Here is an 18,215-nt window from a genome sequence, read left to right on the forward strand (position 1 = left end):
CGGAGCGATCAACGCCCACGACTCATCCGTCAATTCATGCCGACGTACCACGAACAGAGCAACGAGCGATCGACTTTCCGGACACGGCCTAGGACGGGACACCCCGCTCGCGCGGGGACCACTACGCCTTGAGGTGACGGGCGCGCTTGCGGACTGGAACACCCCCGCTCGCGCGGGACCACGACGCGTATGAGCGGCGCGGCCGGTCCCGACCCGGAACACCCCCGCTCGCCCGGGGACCAGTTCATCTCGTGTGCAGACATGCGCGCATCGTATGGATCCCCCCCCGCTCGCGCGGGGACCACGGCCGGTGGGTCCGCTGCCACGACGCCGGCGACGGATCACCCCCGCTCGCGCGGGGACCACGCCTGTACCTCGACGGGATCCGGGCCCTGGACGGAATACCCCCGCTCGCGCGGGGACCACTCGAGCGTCGACGGATCGGTCAGCGACCGGATCGGAACACCCTCGCTCGGTGTGGGGACCACAGTACGAATGTCCGTGGGTCGGCCTTCGTGACCGGCGCACCCCTGCTCGCGCGGGGGTCGGTCGTTCAATACGGCGGACATGCAGCATCGTACGGAGCACCCCTGCACGCGGGGAGGGCCAGCAGGACGCCCGGTGATACCTGAACCTGCGGTGGAACACCCCGCTCGCGCGGGGACCACCCGGACGAATGGCCGAGTTCACAACCGATGACCGGAACACCCTCGCTCGCGCGGGGCCCACACACCCTTGAACCCCGGACCGAGCCCGCGTCGCGGAACACCCCCGCTCGCGCGGGACCGGGTCGAGGTCCATGAACCCGGTGGATACACGGTCGGAACACCCCCGCTCGCGCGGGGACCACGTCCTCGGCGACAGCGTCGAACTGCGCGGCACCGGAACCCCCCCCGCTCGCGCGGGGACCACATCACGGGGCCGAGGGCGCGCGGTTCACGCGGCGGAACACCCCCGCTCGCGCGGGGACCGCCGGCTGATTACCCCAGAGCATGACAACTACGGCGGAACACCCCCGCCCGCGCGGGGACCAGCACGCCGCCGGCAAGGCCACGTAGAGGATGCCCGGAACACCCCCGCTCGCGCAGGGACCAGGCCCCCATGGCGCGCCCCGAGGTCCCGGTCGATGGAACACCCCCGCTCGCGCGGGGACCACGGGTTCTGGACCAGCGCGAACAACATGGGCGTCCTTGAGCACCTGGCCCACGGCCGGAGCACCCCGGTTCGCGCGGGGACCACGAGCAGACCCTCGTCATCAACCAGTCGAAGTACGTATCACCCCGCTCGCGCGGGGACCACCCGTACATCTCGATGCCGCGGCCGAGATCGTCCGGATCACCCCCGCTCGCGCGGAGACCACTTCGCGTGACCGTCCTCCAGGCGCTCCTGCCACGGACCACCCCGCTCGCGCGGGGACCGGCAAGTCCTCGACGTCGCCCGGCACGTCGGGGTCGGAGCACCCCGCTCGCGCAGGGACCGGTCTATCGCGCTCGTGGAGGGCGTCATCGACGGCGGAACACCCCCGCTCGCGCGGGGGACCGGCTCCCATGCGGACGGTCGCGATGATGGTCTGCGGAACACCCCCGCTCGCGCGGGGACCGGCGCAGCAGCCGCGGAGCACACCGCAGATCCGTCGGAACACCCCCGCTCGCGCGGGGACCGGTACGAGGACACCGAGACCGGCGACGGCCGCGTCGGAACATCCTCGCTCGCGCGGGGACCGGGCCAGCGTCCCCGTCCATCCGCACTGCCACGACGGAACACCCCCGCTCGCGCGAGGATCAGGAGCGGCACTCCAGCGTCCGGCGCATGTACGACGGAACACCCCCCCGCTCGCGCGGGGACCAGCAGTGGCGCCAGCTGGACTCGCCCATCCACAGCGGAACACCCCCGCTCGCGCGGGGACCGGTCGAGCTCGTACGTGATGCGACGAAGCCGGGCCGGAACACCCCCGCTCGCGCGGGAACCAACCTTGCGGGTAGCGCACGGAATCGGAGATCGTACGGAACACCCCCGCTCGCGCGGGGAGCGGATGGCCTGTGAACCATTGTTCCTGAGCGCCGACGGAAGACCCCCGCTCACACGGGGACTGGGCCGACGACGGGACTTGCTCACCGTCGTGCTCCGGAACACCCCGCTTGCGTGGGGACCATGGCTGGGGTGGCCGGGTGACCGTGCGGCAGGTCGGAGCACCCCGCTTACGCGGGGACCAACAGATCAGGATCGAGCTGGCTTAGTAGAGCTGCGTAACACCCCCGCTCGCGCGGGGACCGATACACGGTGCGCGCCGACCGCCACGCCTGCCCCGGAACACCCCCGCTCGCGCGTGGATCGGGACGAGGACTTGGCGCCGCCCCGGAACACCCCCGCTTGCGTGGTGACCGGAGGATCAATTGTTCAGTTCTCAAGGTACGGAGGCGGAATGCCCACGCTGGCACGGGAACCAGGTCCGCTCCAGGGTGTACTCGACCGCCTTTTCGGAGCACCCCTGCTCGCGCTGGGATCGGTCGTTCAATACGGCGGTCATGGCAGCATCGTAAAGAGCACCTGCCCCGGCTCTCGGAGGACCGGCAAAATGCCCGGTCGATACCTGCGGCCGCACCGGAACACCCCTGCTGGCGCGGGGACCACGGCGCGAGGTTCACCCATTCGTCACGTCCGCCCGGAACACCCCCGCTCGCGCGGAGACCACCCGCTCCAGCCCGACGTCGTCGTCCTGGTCGCCGGAACACCCCCGCTCGCGCGGGGACCACTCAAGCGCCATCCCATGCGCCTCGTACCGGGTCGGAACACCCCGCTCGCGCGGGGACCACGGCGCCCCGTCGGACGACCTACCTGCACCCATCGGAACACCCCCGCTCGCGCGGGGATCACTCGTGATTCTTGTCCTTGCCGGCGTACGGGTCCGGAGCACCCCCGCTCGCGCGGGGACCACTCAAGCGGGCTGCTCCAGGACGCGGTGAGGGTCGGAACACCCCAGTTTGCGCGGGGGACGCGATTCCCTCTGCGGGGGAGCGGAGCCGGCCCGTGATCCGGGCCGCGGGCTGTCGAGAATCGCCCGCCGACGGGGCATTGCTTTCACATAAGGGGTGACGGACCCCTGGGATCCGTCACCCGTGGCTCAGATGAGCCAGCTGACGAGTTCGCTGATCAGGACACGGAGTACCGTGCTGACCACTACACGAGACGCCTTGAGGAGGGTCTCGCGACGCAGGGCGAACTTGGGCAAGAACCGGGACACTGTATCTCCACGTGGCATCACACTGCCGAGGGCGCCACGTCCCTCGGGAGGGTCATGCGTTTGTCCCGACAGTGCCGCCGGCTGGAGAGCCAGTGGGGTTCCGCGCACCTCAGGGAGGCGTGCAGCGGTAAGTAGTCTACTGGGTAAAGATGTTGGCGTGCTTGCGGTTGGCCGAAACTTCTCTGGCCTTCGTATCGTCCCGGCGAGGTGGCGATGCGTTCAGGTGTGGATCCTTCCGCTTCCCGCTTCTGGAGCAGGCATGCGCCGCGAATCTGCGACAAGGAGAATCCGTGTCACTGGACTCCCGTCTTTGGGGCAAGCATGCCGGGCTGGGCAAGAGCGTCGGCGGTCTGCAGCACGCGCACCCTTTGATCTGTCATCTCCTGGACACGGCAGCTGTTGCCGAGGTCGTCTGGGACGAGCTGTTGACCGTGCGCCAGCGGAGCATGGTGACACAGGCGCTGCAGGTTGAGGATGAGCAGGCGCGTGCGCTTGTGGCGTTCTGGGCGGGGCTGCATGACGTCGGGAAGATCAGTGTCCCGTTCCAGCTGCAGAGCGGAGGGCCGAAACGCGGAGACGGGGAGCTGCAGGCCCAGGAGTTGATCGGTGAGCCGGGATACGGATTCGGTGCCAGCGCTGCGCAGGACAAACAGTCGCATGAAGCGGCGACCCACTGGTGGCTGGTGCGGGCGTTCAAGGAGATCGGCTATCCGTCGTCACAGCGGCGTCCGCAGACTCAGCTCAGTCATGCCGTGGCCCAGTTGCTCGGCGGACATGGAGGTGGCTTCCACCCGGTGGTCTATGACAAGGACTCGAGGTGCCCTGTCGCGCGTCACTCCGGTCTGGGAGCGGGAAGCTGGGAGGAGCAGCGGCGGATCCACTTCGATGAGGTACGCAGAGTCACCGGGGCGGAGGTGGTTCCGGCAGGGCAGATGACGCCGGGAGCGGCTGTTGTCCTGGGGGGGCTGGTGATCATGTCGGACTGGCTGGCCAGTATCCAAGAAGGAGTCCGGACCCGGCTGAGGGGGGAGGGGTGGGCTGGAACTCCGGACGAACTGGATGCTTACTGGCAGGTTGCCCGCACCGCGGCTCCTCTTCTGGTGCAGCAGACGGACCTGCTGGGTACGCGCTTCGCTCGGCCGTCATACCTGCCTGCGCGCCATGGCAAGCGTGGCCTTGCGGCAAGCATCGCAGGCCAGTTGCCTGACTTGGTAGCCAAGCACGGGCCGGGCATCGTGGTGGTAACGGCACCGGCGTCACAGGATCGTACAGAAGCGGCTCTTCATGCAGCGGCGGTTCTCGGGCATGCGGCGAATGCGCGGGGGCTTTTTTACGCGCTTCCGACCGGTGCAGCGGCCGACAGTCACATGGAACAGGTGCTTGATTTCGGCCGGCAGACTCTGACAGGACCCAAGGGGGCGCTGTTGCTTCACAGCTCGTCCCGGCTGAAGCCGGCGGAGGCCACGGAGCAGTGGGCGCAGGCCAATGCGGCAGGGGAGGTCTGTGCGGAGCCTGGCGAGGAGTGGGCCCTGGCAGCGGACAGTTGGCTCAACTCTCACCATCGTGCGCTTCTGGCTCCGTTCGGCACGGGAACGGTGGACGAGCTTTTGCAGGCTGTCATGCCGGTGAAGTTCAACGTGATGAGGCTGTTTGCCTTTTCCGGCAAGGTCATTGTGGTGGATGAGGCTCATGCCCGTGGGGCCTGGGGGCAGAAGCTGATGCTCCGGTTCCTGGAGTGGGCGGCTGCACTGCAGATCCCGGTCGTCCTGGCCGCTTTGGCTGCGGACAGGTCGGTGGACGCGATGCTGGCGGCCTACCGTCGCGGCGCGGGAGGGGGAATCGAACCCCTGACGCAGCCTCGTGGGCTACCAGGGTGGTCGTTCGTGGATGCGCAGTCCGGAGGCAGACAGCTGCCCCTCCAGCCTGCCGGGGACATCCATACCGGCACTCTCAGCATCACGGTCGCTGACGGTGCGCCGTACGACGAGATCCGGCAGGCCCTCGCACCGCTGGCCGTAGCTGGTGCCGGAACAGCCGCTGTGTACTGCTCGACACCCGAGGAAGCCATCTTCACGTTCCGCCGGCTCACGCAGGACCTGCCCGGGCTCGATGTGACCTTGGTTCACCAACAGATGCGCAACAAAGACCGATGGCAGCGTCTCGCAGCCTGTCGCAGTGTCTTCTCTGTCAATGGTGGGGTGTGCGGCCCTTCCGTGCTGGTGACGACGCCAATGCTGGAGCATGTCCGGGGTCTGCACTTCGACCTGGTCATCTCCGGCCCGGCGCCTCTCGTGAACCTGATAGCTCGTGCGGCGCAGAGCACAGATGACCGGGCGCGGCTTGTCGTGCTTCAAGCGGGCAACCGGACCGAACTGGACGACGCCGCGCTGGTGCGGCGCACCGGCATGGTCCTGGGAACGGGCAGGACGGTTTCCTTGCCCGAGGACCTGCCCTCACTGCTGGATGAGGTGTACGCCGACGACCTCGTCGACGGTCTGGGAGAGCGAGCGGCTCGTGAGCTCCAGCGGCTCGACAACAAACGCACGGTTCAAGAACGCAGAGCTAGCGGTACCGCAGGTTGGCTGGCGGTACCTGGACCGCGGGACCTCGATGCTGACCTCAGCCTGCTGAGCCGCGATTACGGCGGTATGGAGCCCGAACTGCTCTCCTCCGTGCTTGGCGAGGATGCGATGCATGTGGTGTGCCTGTACCCAGGGAATCTGCTGGAGGACGGGGCCCTGCGGGTGAAGCTCGAGCGGGACTCCAAGAAGAGACCGAAGCCCGGTCAACTCGTCCCCTATCTGATTCCGGTACCCAAGCGACTCGTCGAGGGTGTGGAGGGCGATGCCAACGCATCGTGGCGTGAGATGTCCGCGCTCAAGACCGTCTTGCGGTTCAACCTCACCCCGCAGGAAGGTGAGTGGGTGTACATCGACGGGGAAAACCGCTTCTGCATGACTGAAACCGGCCTGTTAGCTGGCCGATTTTCGGAACAGCCCGCGCCACCCCGCCCGTCCGTCTAGCATTCGGTGCACGTCTGACACGGGGGAGGGGCGTGTCCACGCCTGCGTTTAATCTGATCGACCAGCCATGGATTCCCGTCGCATGGGTGGAGGGAAAGTCAGGCCCACCGGAAGTGGGCCTCAGGGACATGTTCCTGCGGGCACCAGAGATCCGCTCTTTGCTGATCCCGGAAGCTCCGGCCCACTCAGCTCTGCTGCGCGTGCTGTACGCGCTCACCGCCCGAATCACCGGCCTGGACGAAGCCCGCCCCGGAAGCTGGGGCGGTCGGCGTGAGGAAGTCCTCGAGCAGGGCCTCTTTGAGCGGAACATAGAACTTCCCCATGGCCGCAGAGCTGGTGTCGAAGGCTACTTCGAGCAGTGGAGCCACCGCTTCAACCTGTTCGATGGTGATCGTCCATGGCTCCAGGACCCCCGCCTGCCCGACCAGTGCGACAGCAAGAACACTGCTGGGGTCCATAAGCTGATCATGAGCCGGGCAGCAGGTAACAATCACTCTTGGTTCGGGCATTGGAGTCATTACGACCCAGAACCCCCTAGCCTCTCGCAAGCGACGCTGTCACTGCTGACCTGGCATTACTGGGGAGCCCCCGGCGCGCTCTCGACGCGCACGGTTGGCGAGGTGAGCCACCACTATGCGAAGGCCGCACCCCTGCGAGCTGCGCTGTCGTATCACCCGGAATGCGACAACCTTTTCTTGACGCTGCTGGCCGGACTGACTCCGCCTGCGGGCGAGGTCAGCCGGCAGACCGATCTGTGCCCTTGGGAGCGTGACGACCTCCCGGACCCGCTCAAGCCGATGGCTGAACCACTGGGCCCCTGCTCACAACTCACCGCCTGCTCGCAGCACTCGCTTTACCTCGTCCCCGACCAGGATGGGGAGCACGTGGCTGACGCGTACGTCACCTGGGCCTACAACGCCGAACGGATCCGGCCGCAGGACGACTACCTGATCTGGGACATCGACGACGAGGGAAACACCTTCCCCCGCCTTGCAGACTCCTCCCGCTCTCTCTGGCGGGACATCGACGCCCTTCTGCTCAAGCAACTGGACGACTCCAGCCCCATCCAGCCAAGAGTCATGGACCACGCCTTCGACGTCAGCGAGTACCTGCGGATACGCGCGCTCGGCTTCGAGCAGGACGCCGCCCAGGCGGCCAACCGCCAATACGTCGATTCCACGACTCCCATGGTCCTGACCCGAGTAGAGCAAGCGGCGATGAGCACCGACCTGCCCGTACGCCAACTCCGTGAGTTGGGCGAGCTCTTCGGGGAACGGCTGAATCTGGCCACCAAGGAAGCCTGGCTGAAGTACACGGATGACAAGAAAAACAATCCGGGAACCTGGCAGGACGCGGTCGCAGCACGCTACTGGCCGGCAGCGGAGGACGAGTTCTGGTCACGATTTCGACAGCTGACACGATCCGACAACACCGCGGAATCCAACTTTGTCTTCCAGAATGCATGCCGGGCCTTCGGGCAGCACGCGCTGGAAGCATACGAGACGGTGACCGGCTCCGTGACACGCACTGCACGAGGCGCGAAGGCCGTCGCCGGCGCGAGAGCGATCATCCTTGCCGCGGTGAAGGACCCGCTCAAGGCGATGGAACGAGCGAAGAAGAAAAAGGCGGCCAAGAAGTCATGACCACCCCCGCCGACTCAAGGACCCCCGCAGTGACCTCTCAAACCCCTGAAGCGAGCAAGCGCCAGAAGAACCCTGCCGCGTACGCTGCCTTCACCGCGAACATTGAACGCTTGTGCCGCACGGACCCCGGCGCACATGCAGCGCTGCGAGCGGGTCTACGCCGCGACCTCAACCACCCGCGCACACGCCCCATGCACCGGCTGTTGGCCTCCCGAGTGCCGGAAGAGTGCGACGACGCCACAGCACAGGCGTATTACACCGTAGCCTCGCTGATCGCCGCCCAGCCCCGACACGCCTTCTCGCCCAGCCAGGAAGAAGACGAAGACAGCTCAGACGAGCCCGAGGTAGCCCAGACGCAAAACCTCCAGGAGAGCGGCGAAGCGGACAAGAAAAAAGATGCTCCTTCTGTGCCCGCCCCGTACGGCTCTTCGTTCGGCTCCACTCTGGGACAAGCCGTCATCGCGCAGGGCGCCTCTCTTCGGATGAGCGCCGCAGAAAACCGCATCAACCTTCTGACACGGCAGAGCACCCGCGGCATTCACCTGCACCTGCCTGCTGCGGTCAACCAGGTGCGCGCCGCGGGCGCCCCCATCGATTGGGGACAGTTGCTGGCAGACCTCGTCGACTGGCCTTACCGGTCCGGACGCATCAGCCGCCGCTGGCTGCAGGACTTCTACCGGATCACCGCCGCCTACCAGGACTGACCCTTCCTCGCCCACAGGAGCCACCCCGTGAACCTCAAGCCACGCTTCATCGACATCCACATCATCCAACCCGTCCCCTACGCGAACCTGAACCGGGACGACACCAACTCGGTGAAAACCATGCTCTACGGCGACGCCCTGCGTACTCGCGTGTCCAGCCAGTCCTGGAAACGGGCCGTCCGCGAGCACTTCCAGGACAAACTCGGCGACAAAGCCCTGCGTACACGTCGCATTGGCGAGCGAGTCGCCGAGGCCCTCCGCGAACGGGGATGGGATCAGTTGATCGCTGAACGCGCCGGCGCGCATGTCGCGACAGGAAGCAGCATTAAGTGGGAGGTGGCCAAGGGTAAAGACAAGCAACCCATCACGAATAAAATCCTGACCAACGCACTCATCTACCTCCCCGAAGATGCTGTCCAAGAACTGGCAGACATCGCCGAAGCGCATAAAGAAGCCCTCATGGCCGACTTCACAGGCAAGGGAAGGAGCAAGCCTGAGAGTGCATTGAAAGGAAAGATTGACAAGGTCCTTCTCAAGAGAAACGGAGTCATCAACCTCTTCGGCCGCATGCTCGCAGAGGTCAACCAAGCAGGCGTCGACGGCGCCGTGCAGGTCGCACACGCTTTCACCACGCACACCACCGAAGTCGAACTCGACTACTTCGCAGCCGTTGACGATGTCACCGCGGCGAAAGACGACGAAACCGGCAGTGGCCACATGGGCACAGCCGAGTTCAGCACCGGCACTTTCTACCGGTTCGCTACCGTAGACCTCGAGGAGCTTGTCAAGAATCTGAGCGACGACTACGACATCGGACTCGAAGCCGCCCGCGAACTCGCCGGCCAGTTCCTCCTCTCCTTCATCGAGTCACTACCGCAAGCGAAGAAGAACTCCACCGCTCCGCACTCGCTCCCGCACCTGGTGCACGTAGCAGTCCGCTCCGACCGGCCGCTGTCATTCGCCGCCGCCTTCGAAGAACCCGTACGCTCTGCCCAACACGGCGGCTACGTCGCGCGGTCAGTCCAAAATATCGATGCCTATTCTGAGGCCGCGAATACGCTTCTCGGCCGCGACCGCGTCCTGCACGCAGGGCACGCTTCTCTTCGTTTCGACAAGCTGGAGCACCTTGGAGAGCGGCACCCCTCCTTCGAAGCTCTCGTTACCGCAGCCGTAGCCACCGCCCTTGCCGAGCACCCGCAGTGACCGCAAGGCCCGTCCGCGGACTGCTACTGCGCCTAGCAGGCCCACTGCAGTCCTGGGGCACCCACAGCAAGTACCTGCAGCGTGACACAGCCCGGTTCCCCACCCGGTCCGGCGTCATCGGCATGCTGGCTGCAGGTCTCGGTCGACCGCGCGGCGCCTCCCTGGACGATCTCACGGCGCTGTCGATGACCGTCCGAGTCGACCGCCCCGGTGTCGTACTGTCCGACTTCCATACCGTAGGCGGCGGACTACCGGCCGACGAGACAGTCATTACCGTCAATGGCGAACACCGACCCGAGGGCAAGGGCACTTTGGTGTCCAAACGCTACTACCTTGCCGACGCCTCCTTCGTCGTCGCACTCACATCCGACGACGAAGCGTTGCTCCAGTCGTGTGCTGACGCTCTGCGTACCCCGCACTGGCCTCTCTTTCTTGGCCGTCGATCCTGCCCGCCAGAGGGACCGATCCTGCTCGGAATCGTGGAAGACCCGCTGCACCACCTGACGAGAATGCCGCTGGCAACCAAGAAACCACGCACCAGTCCGCAGCCGATCGAATTCTACGGCGACAGACCACTCGGGATTCTTCCCCTAACAGCAGTCGTCCCAGGCCACGACCACGGTGACCACCACAGCGGTGAAGTCAACGACGAACCAATATCGTTCGCACCGTCAGCACGTCAGTACAGACCCCGACCGCTCTACCGTCGTTCTGCCCTCCTCCCGGATGCCGAGTACGGAGGCCTCGCCACCGACTACCTGAGGAAGCTCCAGCTTTACACCGACACCCATTTCACTGCACCAAAGAGGAGCGCCTGGTGGCACTGTGGCTGACCCGTATTCTGCCCTCGGCCAGCTCTCCTGAAGCCCACCGGGACCTTAGCGGCAACGCTCAAGGAATCAGGTTGAATCAACGTTTGCTCCAGATGTTCCCTGACGGAGTCGAAGGTCCTGCCCGAGTAGCATTCAGCGTCTTGTTCCGAGCCGAGGAAACCCCACGCGGGCCGCAAATCCTCCTGCAAAGTCAAGTCAAACCCGACCCCTCACGCCTGCCGGACACCTACGGCAGCATCGAAACCCGCTCGCTCGAGAGTCTGTTGTCAAGCCTTTGTAAAGGAACAGTGGTCAACTATCGCTGCGTGGCCAACCCCGTGCGTAAACCCGGAGCAACCTCCCGCGAGGCGTATAAACTCCCTCCCATTGTCGCCCTGAGCGGCAATGCCGCAGTCGAATGGTGGGAACGTCAGGCCACCGCAGCCGGCCTGGAACCCTTGCACATCGACGCTCAGCCACTCGCCAAGGTGAGCGGCTACAAACCTTCCAAGAACCGCACCGCAAAGCAGCTCGTCCAGCACTCCCGCACCCAATTCGACGGGACAGCCCGAGTCCTCGACGCCGACCTGCTGCGCGAGAAGATCGCTGCAGGCATCGGACGGGGCAAGGCATATGGGTGCGGAATGTTGACAGTTGCACCCATACAGCAGCGTTCATGAGTATGGTTCCTGGCCCAAGGCCGCCGGGCACTTGTTGCTGCGGCTGCTTTCTGTGTTCGCGGCCGACGTCCGGCAGCTGGCCTCGCAGTCCTGATCTCCACACGTGTGGGGATGACCCCCACGGCTTGTTCACATAGAACCGGCGCCAACTGCCCCCCGTACGGGAACCAGAGGAGCACCAGGGCTACGACGATCGAGTGCGGAGCACCCCCCGCTCTTGCGGGGACCACGGCCGCTCACCCATGACCCGGGCCGTGATGACCGGAGCACTCCCGCTCGCCTGGGGACCACATCATCTTGCCGGCGTACGTCGACTCGATCAGCGGAACACCCCCGCTCGCGCGGGGACCGGACGATGCCGATGATGAAGCCTCGCATCACGTCCGGAACATCCCCGCTCCCGCGGGGACCACGTGCCCGAGCGCTTTTCGACGTCGGTATAGGTCGGAACACCTCCGCTCGGGCGGGGACCACCGCAGCCGGCACCGCACCGAAACCTGCTCCGACGGAACACGCCTGCTCGCGCGGGGACCACCGCGAGGACCCGGCCGTCCACCTCGCCCGCACCGGACCACCCCGCTCGCGAGGGGACCACTGGTCGGTCATCGACCAGGCGCCCTCTTCGGGCGGCGGACCACCCCCGCTCGCGCGGGGACCACGGCCGGATGTCACACATCCGGCCCGTCCGCTCCGGATCACCCCCGCTCGCGCGGGGACTACCCGGCTTGGTCGACTCAGTCATGGTGTCGAGCCGGAACACCCCCGCCCGCGCGGGGATCGACTGGAAGGGTTCGACTACGCCAGTGTCAGCGTCGGGACACCCCCGCTCGCGCGGGGGCCACGCCAGGGCGTGCTTCTGCCGGGCGTCGGTCTGCGGATCACCCTCGCTCGCGCGGGGACCGCCCCGGCCGCCCAACGCTGTTCACGGCCGGTGACGGATCACCCCCGTTCGCGTGGGGACCACACGTTCGCGCGAGCGATCCCGACCCCCGACGACGGATCACCCCCGCTCGCGCAGGGACCACGGCCGGCTGGCGATTGTGCTCGGAGCCGCAGCGGGAACACCCCCGCTCGCGCGGGAACCACCCCTTGTTCGCGCGGCCCAGGTCGGCCAGGAATGGAGCACCCCCGCTCGCACGGGGACCACGACGGTGGCGTCGAGGCGGACCTGTCGCGGGGCGGAGCACCCCCGCTCGGGCGGGGACCACGAGGCCACGGCCGACGAGGACCCTCACACCGGCGGAACACCCCTGCTCGCGCGGGGACCACGCCGACGTCCGGATCGTCGCCGATACGACGCGCGGAACACTCCCGCTTGGGCGGGGATCATGACGAGGTCACGCTCCTCAAGCTGATGTACGTCGGAACACCCCCGCTCGCGTGGGGAACTGGAGGATCAGTTGTTCAGTTCTCAAGGTACGGAGGCGGAATGCCCACGCTGGCGCGGGAGCCAGACCCGCTCCAGGGTGTAGTCGACCGCCTTCTTCGGAGCACCCCGCTCGTGCGGGGGGGGCGTTCAATACGGCGGACATGCAGCATCGTACGGAGCACACCGGCAGCGAGCGTGTCGACCTCGTCCTGGACCATGCGGGAGGCCGAACCTTCGCCGAGTGCCTGCCGGCCACCAGTGTCGACGGCAGTGTGGTCAACATCGGCCGCCTGGACTGGGCCGAGTCCGCCGTCGACCTGGACGTCCTGTCGTACCGGCACCTGCGTGTCCGTGGGGTGTCCTTCGGATTCTCCCGGCCCGAGAAGCTCGGTGCCGTCCTCTCCGGGGCGGTGAGTGCGCTCGCTCCCGCTCTCCTCGACGGCAGGGTGCAGCCGCTGATCGACAGCAGATACGACTTCCGCACCGCCTTCGAGGCCGTGCGGAGGCTCGCTTCTCACCAGGCACTCGGGAAGATTGTCCTGGCAGTGCCCTGAGGGGGAAGGGCGGGACGTAGCCCTCGCACGCTCGGTCGGGAAGGTCTCCGACCTGGGTGATGGCTCATCAGGTAAGTCAGCATTCGGTCAGCATGCGTCGTCGGGCGTTCCCAGAGGATCGCCTGGACAAGCGTCGGTGACAGTGCGAAAGCCCAGGTGGGAAGCCGTCTCGCCTGGCCGGAGCGATGTTCCTCACAAACATCGTTCGGCGCGTGCCGGTGTAGAGTCGCGACTGCCCTTGACCTGCACAAAGTAGGCAGGGAGCTGTCTTCCAGGAGTCCAACATGCTGCGCACCATGTTCAAGTCCAAGATCCACCGCGCCACCGTGACGCAAGCCGACCTGCACTACGTGGGATCGGTCACCGTCGACGCCGACCTCATGGAGGCCGCCGACCTCCTCCCCGGCGAGCTCGTGCACATCGTCGACATCGACAACGGCGCGCGCCTGGAGACGTACGTCATCGAGGGCGAGCGCGGCTCCGGGGTCATCGGGATCAACGGGGCGGCCGCTCACCTCGTGCACCCCGGTGACCTGGTCATTCTGATCAGCTACGCCCAGGTCGACGACGCCGAGGCCCGCTCGCTCGTGCCGCGGGTGGTGCACGTCGACGCCGCCAACCGGATCGTGGAGCTCGGCTCCGACGCCTCCGCGCCCGTGCCCGGGACCGACACCGCGCGCAGCCCGCACGCCGTTCCCGCCGCGCGCGGCTGACCGGCGGGACCGGGCCATGGCCGTGCTGGCGCTGCTGCACACCTCTTCCGTCCATGTGCCGGTCTTCGACGCGCTGCGCGACGCCGACCACGCCGGGCTCGCCCTGCGGCACCTCGTCGACGCGTCGCTGCTGGAACGCGCCCGCGAAGCGGGGCCGGAGGCCGTGGCCGGGGATGTCGCGGCGGCGATCGCCGAGGCGGTGGACGGCGGGGCCGACGCCGTCCTGTGTACGTGCTCGACGATCGGCGCCGTCGCCGAGGGCGTCGCCGCCGGGGTGCCCGTGCTCCGGGTGGACCGGCCGATGGCCGCCGCGGCCGCCGCCGAGCGCCGGGTCGTCGTGATCGCCTCGGTGGCGAGCACCCTGGAGCCCACGGTGGCGCTCATCCGCGAGGAGGCGGCCGGCGGGGCGGCAGGGGAGCCGTCGATCCGTACGGTCCTCGTGGACGACGCGTGGGCGCGGTTCCAGGCGGGCGACCGGGACGGCTACCTGGCGGCGGTCGCCGCCGCACTCGACGGCGTACGGGACGCCGACGTGATCGTGCTGGCCCAGGCATCCATGGCGGACGCCGCCGACCGGGCCCGCACCGCGATCCCGGTGCTGTCCAGCCCCCGCACCGGTCTCACGGCGGCCGTCGCCACCCTGATGAGTGATCCCGCCGCGCCGGGGAACGCGCAGCGCGAGAGGCTGAACAGGCCCGCCTGAACGGGCCCGCACGATCACCGAGGGGATGGACGCCATGACGAATCCGCCGACCCCCGACCCCGTACCGCCGTCGCCGACCCCGCCGAGCCCGGTGCCGCCGGACCCGGTCCCGCCGACGCCCGTGCCCCAGCCCGGGCCGACGGGGCCCGAGCCGGGCCCCGCCCCCGGACCCGTACCGACACCGCCGCCGCATCCGGGACCGCCACCGCCCGGACCGGCGCCGGACCCGGTGCCGAAGCCGCCCGGCCCGGACCCCGTACCCGGACCGGAACCGGAGCCCGGCCCGATGAGCTGATCGGCGGCCGTGCGAGGATGCGGCGGTGCGTGAGCTGCCCGAGTTGATCGACGTCGACGACCCCGCCTGGCCCGAGCTCCGAAAGGAACTGGACTCCAGCCGGGCGCCGGTCGAGGTGCTGCCCGCCGACGGCGAGGCAGGGCGCGCCGCGCTCCTCCACCTGCAGATCACGGCCAGGTCCTACCTGGGCGCCTTCGCGCTGCACTGCGGCGGCCTGGTCCTCGACGACGGCTGGTTGCGTGTCTTCGGAAGCCCAGTGCCCGGCAACCCGCGGGACCTGCCGGCCCTGGCCCGGGTCAACGACTTCCCCGCCACGTTCGACGCCGGCTGGCGGGCGGAGGCGGGCCTGATCGTCGCGCACGACGTCCTCGGAGGCGTCTTCGCCGTCAACGGCGCCGCACCCGAGCAGGCCGGACGGCCCGGGGCGCCCGGCGAGGTGGTGTACTTCGCGCCCGACTCCCTCCACTGGGAGGCGCTCGGCGCCGGACACGGCGCGTGGCTGTCGTGGATCCTGTCCGGTGCGCTCGACGAGTTCTACGAGACACTGCGCTGGCCGGGCTGGCGCGACGAGGTGCGCGGCCTGACCGCCGGGCAGGGCCTGGCGTTCTTCCCGCCGCTGTGGTCGGCCGAGGCCCGGCGTGACCTGGCGGGCGCCGGCCGGCGCCCGGTGGCCATGGCGGAGATCCTCGGGGTGAGCCGTGCCACCTGCGCGCAGCTCGACGGGACCGACCCCGGTTTCCTCGGTGCCGTATAGGTGCCGTAAGCCGCCCCGGAACCGCGCGCCGTCGTCGAAGGCGGGCGGTGACACAATGGCGGCGGGCGTGAGCAGGTCCGAAAGCGCGGGGGACGCTGGGGTGGAACGTAAGCCTGGAGCGGGCCGCGAGACCGGGCGACTGGTGGCGTGGGCGGTGGCGGCGGTGTGCGCCGCCGTCGTCGGAACACTCGGGTACGTACGGACCGGAGCCGAACCGTCGGCGGTGGTTGTCGATGTGCTGACGGGCCTGGCCTACGCGACCGCGGGGCTCATCGCGCTCTGGCGTCGGCCCGCCAACGGCACCGGGCGGCTGATGCTCGCCGAGGGGCTCACCTGGTTCATCGGGAACCTCCAGGGCTTCGACCAGCCGTTGCTCATCGGCATGGGGGCCTGGTGGGAGGCGCTGAACCTCGCCGTGCTGGCCCATCTCCTGCTGGCCTTCCCCGAGGGCCGGGTCGGGCGGCGCCGGGCCAGGATGACGGTGGGCGCCGCGTACGCGCTGGTGGCGGTGGGCGGACTGGTACGGGCCCTGTGCTACGACCCGGCGGCCGACCCGGGCAGTTCGTACCTCCTGTGCGAGGACTGCCGCGGCAACGCGCTGCTCCTCGTGCGCGACCCCGCCGTGTTCGCCGGGGTGGACCTGGCCTACCGCTGGGTGGGAGCCGGGCTGACGCTGTGGGTGGCGGCGCTCATGGTGAGCCGGTGGCTGGCGGGCAGTCCCGCGTACCGCCGCGTCCTCGTGCCGGTCGCCGTCCCCCTGGCGATCGCCGTCGCCTTCGTCGGCTGGGAGGTGCTGTACGTCCTCCACCCCGGGCTGCTGCACGGCGGCGAGCTGCTGCCCCTGGTGCTGTCGGACCTGGCGCAGGTCGCGCTCCCCGTGGCCTTCCTGGTGGGACTGTTCCGCATCCGCCTGCGCCGCGCCGACGTCGGCAACCTGGTCATCGCCGCCGGGCCCGACCCGTCACCGGCCCAGCTGCAGACCGCGCTGCGCGAGGTGCTGGGAGACCCGACGCTACGGCTCGGCATCCCGCACGCCTCCGTGTCCGGCCTGTACACCGATCCCGAAGGGCGTCCGATCGGCGGGCCGGCGCGGGGCCGCCCCGCCGCCGGCGCCGCGGTGACGCCCCTCGGACCCGGGTGCACACCGCCGGCCGTGCTGGTGCACGACCGGGCGCTCGCGCAGGAGCCGGAGCTGATGGAGGCGGTCTCCGCGTCCGTGGGGCTGTGCCTGCGCACCATGCAGCTCGCCGAGCGGGCCGCGCGGAACGCGGAACGGGCGCGCGAGCTGCAGATGCGGCTGCTGTCCGCCGAGGAGCGGGAGCGGCGGCGCCTGGAGCGAAACCTGCACGACGGGGCGCAGGGCCGCCTGGTGTTCGCGCTCATGGGGCTGCGGCGGATCGGCACCCAGTGGGGCCGCGACCCGCAGTTGCTCGCCGCGGTCGACGAGACCGAGCAGACGCTGCGCACGGCACTGACGGAGCTGCGTGAGCTGGCCCGGGGGCTGCACCCCGCCGTCCTCGCGCGCGAAGGGCTGCGCGCGGCACTGACCGCGCTGGCCGACGAGTCCCCGATTCCGGTGGTGGTCATGGCCGACCAGGTCAGGCTGCCGGAGCTGGTGGAGACCACGGCGTACTACGTGGTCTGCGAGGCCCTGTCGAACGCCGGCAAGCACTCGGGGGCGCGGGCGGTGACCGTCACCGTGCGCCGGGAAGCCCTGTGGCTGGTGGTCGAGGTGGTGGACGACGGCGTCGGCGGAGCCGATCCGGCGGGCAGCGGCCTGCGCGGCCTGGCCGACCGGGTGGCCGCCGTCGGCGGCAGGCTGCGGGTGAGCTCCCCGGTTGGGGACGGCACCCGGATCGAGGTGGAGCTGCCGTGCGGGTGATTCTGGCCGAGGACTCCGCTCTGCTGCGGCAGGGCCTGGCCCGGCTGATGGAGGACCACGGCATCACTGTGGTCGCACAGCGCGGGGACGCCGAGGGGCTGGTGGAGCTCGTGGCCACGACCGCACCCGACGTGGTGGTCCTCGACATCCGGATGCCGCCGACCCACACCGACGAGGGCCTGCGCGCCGCGCGGGCCATCCGCCTGGGCAGGCCCGGCACAGGGGTGTTGCTGCTGTCCCAGTACGTCGAGACGGGCAGCGTGCTGGAGGAGCTGACGAACGACGGGCAGGGCGTGGGTTATCTGCTGAAGGAGCGTGTCACCGACGCGCGGGAGCTCTTCGACGCGCTGCGGAGGGTGGCCTGCGGCGAGTGCGTCATCGACCCGGAGGTCGTGGCCCGTCTGATGCGCCGGCCCCGGCCGGACCGTGTGCTGGACACGCTGACTCCTCGCGAGCGCGAAGTCCTGGCCCTGATGGCGGAGGGCCGCTCCAACGACGGCATCAGCGCCTGCCTGCACATCGCCGCCAAGACACTGGAGACCCACGTCCGCAGCATCTTCACCAAGCTCCACCTCGAGCCCGACCCGGGCGAGCACCGGCGGGTCCGTGCCGTCCTGGCGTACCTCCAGGCCTGACGCG

Annotated in this window: 13 protein-coding genes; 12 read left to right on the top strand and 1 reads right to left on the bottom strand. The window is 68.7% G+C overall.

What is annotated here, in order from left to right; genetic code table 11:
* Positions 1-2,641: 2,641 nt before the first annotated feature.
* Positions 2,642-2,764 (bottom strand): hypothetical protein, encoded by a 123-nt coding sequence (locus tag ACIRNI_RS21590; protein ID WP_403553299.1) that lies wholly within the window; start codon positions 2,762-2,764, stop codon positions 2,642-2,644.
* A gap of 767 nt (positions 2,765-3,531) precedes the next feature.
* On the opposite strand from ACIRNI_RS21590, the gene ACIRNI_RS21595 reads away from it, so the two are divergent.
* The 12 genes from ACIRNI_RS21595 (at position 3,532) to ACIRNI_RS21650 (ending at position 18,211) form a co-directional block, all read left to right on the top strand.
* Positions 3,532-6,264, top strand: a complete 2,733-nt coding sequence (locus ACIRNI_RS21595) for a CRISPR-associated endonuclease Cas3'' (RefSeq protein ID WP_403553301.1) — start codon at positions 3,532-3,534, stop codon at positions 6,262-6,264.
* Between the two features lie 32 nt (positions 6,265-6,296).
* Positions 6,297-7,907, top strand: a complete 1,611-nt coding sequence (gene casA, locus ACIRNI_RS21600; RefSeq protein ID WP_403553303.1) for a type I-E CRISPR-associated protein Cse1/CasA — start codon at positions 6,297-6,299, stop codon at positions 7,905-7,907.
* Positions 7,904-8,611, top strand: coding sequence for a type I-E CRISPR-associated protein Cse2/CasB (casB, locus tag ACIRNI_RS21605; protein ID WP_403553305.1), 708 nt, complete (start codon positions 7,904-7,906; stop codon positions 8,609-8,611). Before casA ends, casB begins: the two co-directional genes overlap by 4 nt.
* Positions 8,612-8,638: 27 nt before the next feature.
* Positions 8,639-9,814 (top strand): type I-E CRISPR-associated protein Cas7/Cse4/CasC, encoded by a 1,176-nt coding sequence (gene cas7e, locus ACIRNI_RS21610; RefSeq protein ID WP_403553307.1) that lies wholly within the window; start codon positions 8,639-8,641, stop codon positions 9,812-9,814.
* The gene (gene cas5e, locus ACIRNI_RS21615; RefSeq protein ID WP_403553309.1) at positions 9,811-10,647 is read left to right on the top strand and encodes a type I-E CRISPR-associated protein Cas5/CasD; all 837 of its coding nucleotides are present in this window, start codon (positions 9,811-9,813) and stop codon (positions 10,645-10,647) included. Before cas7e ends, cas5e begins: the two co-directional genes overlap by 4 nt.
* Positions 10,632-11,306, top strand: a complete 675-nt coding sequence (cas6e, locus tag ACIRNI_RS21620) for a type I-E CRISPR-associated protein Cas6/Cse3/CasE (protein ID WP_403553310.1) — start codon at positions 10,632-10,634, stop codon at positions 11,304-11,306. Before cas5e ends, cas6e begins: the two co-directional genes overlap by 16 nt.
* Before the next feature lie 1,530 nt (positions 11,307-12,836).
* Complete coding sequence (locus ACIRNI_RS21625) at positions 12,837-13,229, top strand: zinc-binding dehydrogenase (protein WP_403553312.1); 393 nt, start codon at positions 12,837-12,839, stop codon at positions 13,227-13,229.
* A 284-nt stretch (positions 13,230-13,513) separates the two neighbouring features.
* Positions 13,514-13,942 (top strand): aspartate 1-decarboxylase, encoded by a 429-nt coding sequence (panD, locus tag ACIRNI_RS21630; RefSeq protein WP_403553314.1) that lies wholly within the window; start codon positions 13,514-13,516, stop codon positions 13,940-13,942.
* Positions 13,943-13,958: 16 nt separating this feature from the next.
* Positions 13,959-14,645, top strand: coding sequence for an arylsulfatase (locus ACIRNI_RS21635; RefSeq protein WP_403553316.1), 687 nt, complete (start codon positions 13,959-13,961; stop codon positions 14,643-14,645).
* A 320-nt stretch (positions 14,646-14,965) separates the two neighbouring features.
* Entirely contained in the window at positions 14,966-15,694 is a 729-nt protein-coding gene (locus tag ACIRNI_RS21640; RefSeq protein WP_403553318.1) for a DUF2625 domain-containing protein, read from the top strand.
* Positions 15,695-15,794: 100 nt separating this feature from the next.
* Positions 15,795-17,576 (top strand): sensor histidine kinase, encoded by a 1,782-nt coding sequence (locus ACIRNI_RS21645; protein WP_403553319.1) that lies wholly within the window; start codon positions 15,795-15,797, stop codon positions 17,574-17,576.
* Entirely contained in the window at positions 17,567-18,211 is a 645-nt protein-coding gene (locus tag ACIRNI_RS21650; RefSeq protein WP_403553321.1) for a LuxR C-terminal-related transcriptional regulator, read from the top strand. The genes ACIRNI_RS21645 and ACIRNI_RS21650 overlap by 10 nt, the downstream gene beginning before the upstream one ends.
* The last annotated feature ends 4 nt before the right edge of the window (positions 18,212-18,215 follow it).

The sequence above is a fragment of the Streptomyces sp. NPDC093546 genome (genome assembly GCF_044765045.1).
In the GTDB taxonomy this organism is placed as follows: domain Bacteria; phylum Actinomycetota; class Actinomycetes; order Streptomycetales; family Streptomycetaceae; genus Streptomyces.

Excerpts from the sequence above, each read along its gene's own strand:
- ACIRNI_RS21635 (WP_403553316.1), top strand. The coding sequence starts at position 13,959 with ATGGCCGTGCTGGCGCTGCTGCACACCTCTTCCGTCCATGTGCCGGTC.
- ACIRNI_RS21625 (WP_403553312.1), top strand. The coding sequence starts at position 12,837 with ATGCAGCATCGTACGGAGCACACCGGCAGCGAGCGTGTCGACCTCGTC.
- casB (WP_403553305.1), top strand. The coding sequence starts at position 7,904 with ATGACCACCCCCGCCGACTCAAGGACCCCCGCAGTGACCTCTCAAACC.
- panD (WP_403553314.1), top strand. The coding sequence starts at position 13,514 with ATGCTGCGCACCATGTTCAAGTCCAAGATCCACCGCGCCACCGTGACG.
- ACIRNI_RS21590 (WP_403553299.1), bottom strand. The coding sequence starts at position 2,764 with ATGGCGCTTGAGTGGTCCCCGCGCGAGCGGGGGTGTTCCGGCGACCAG.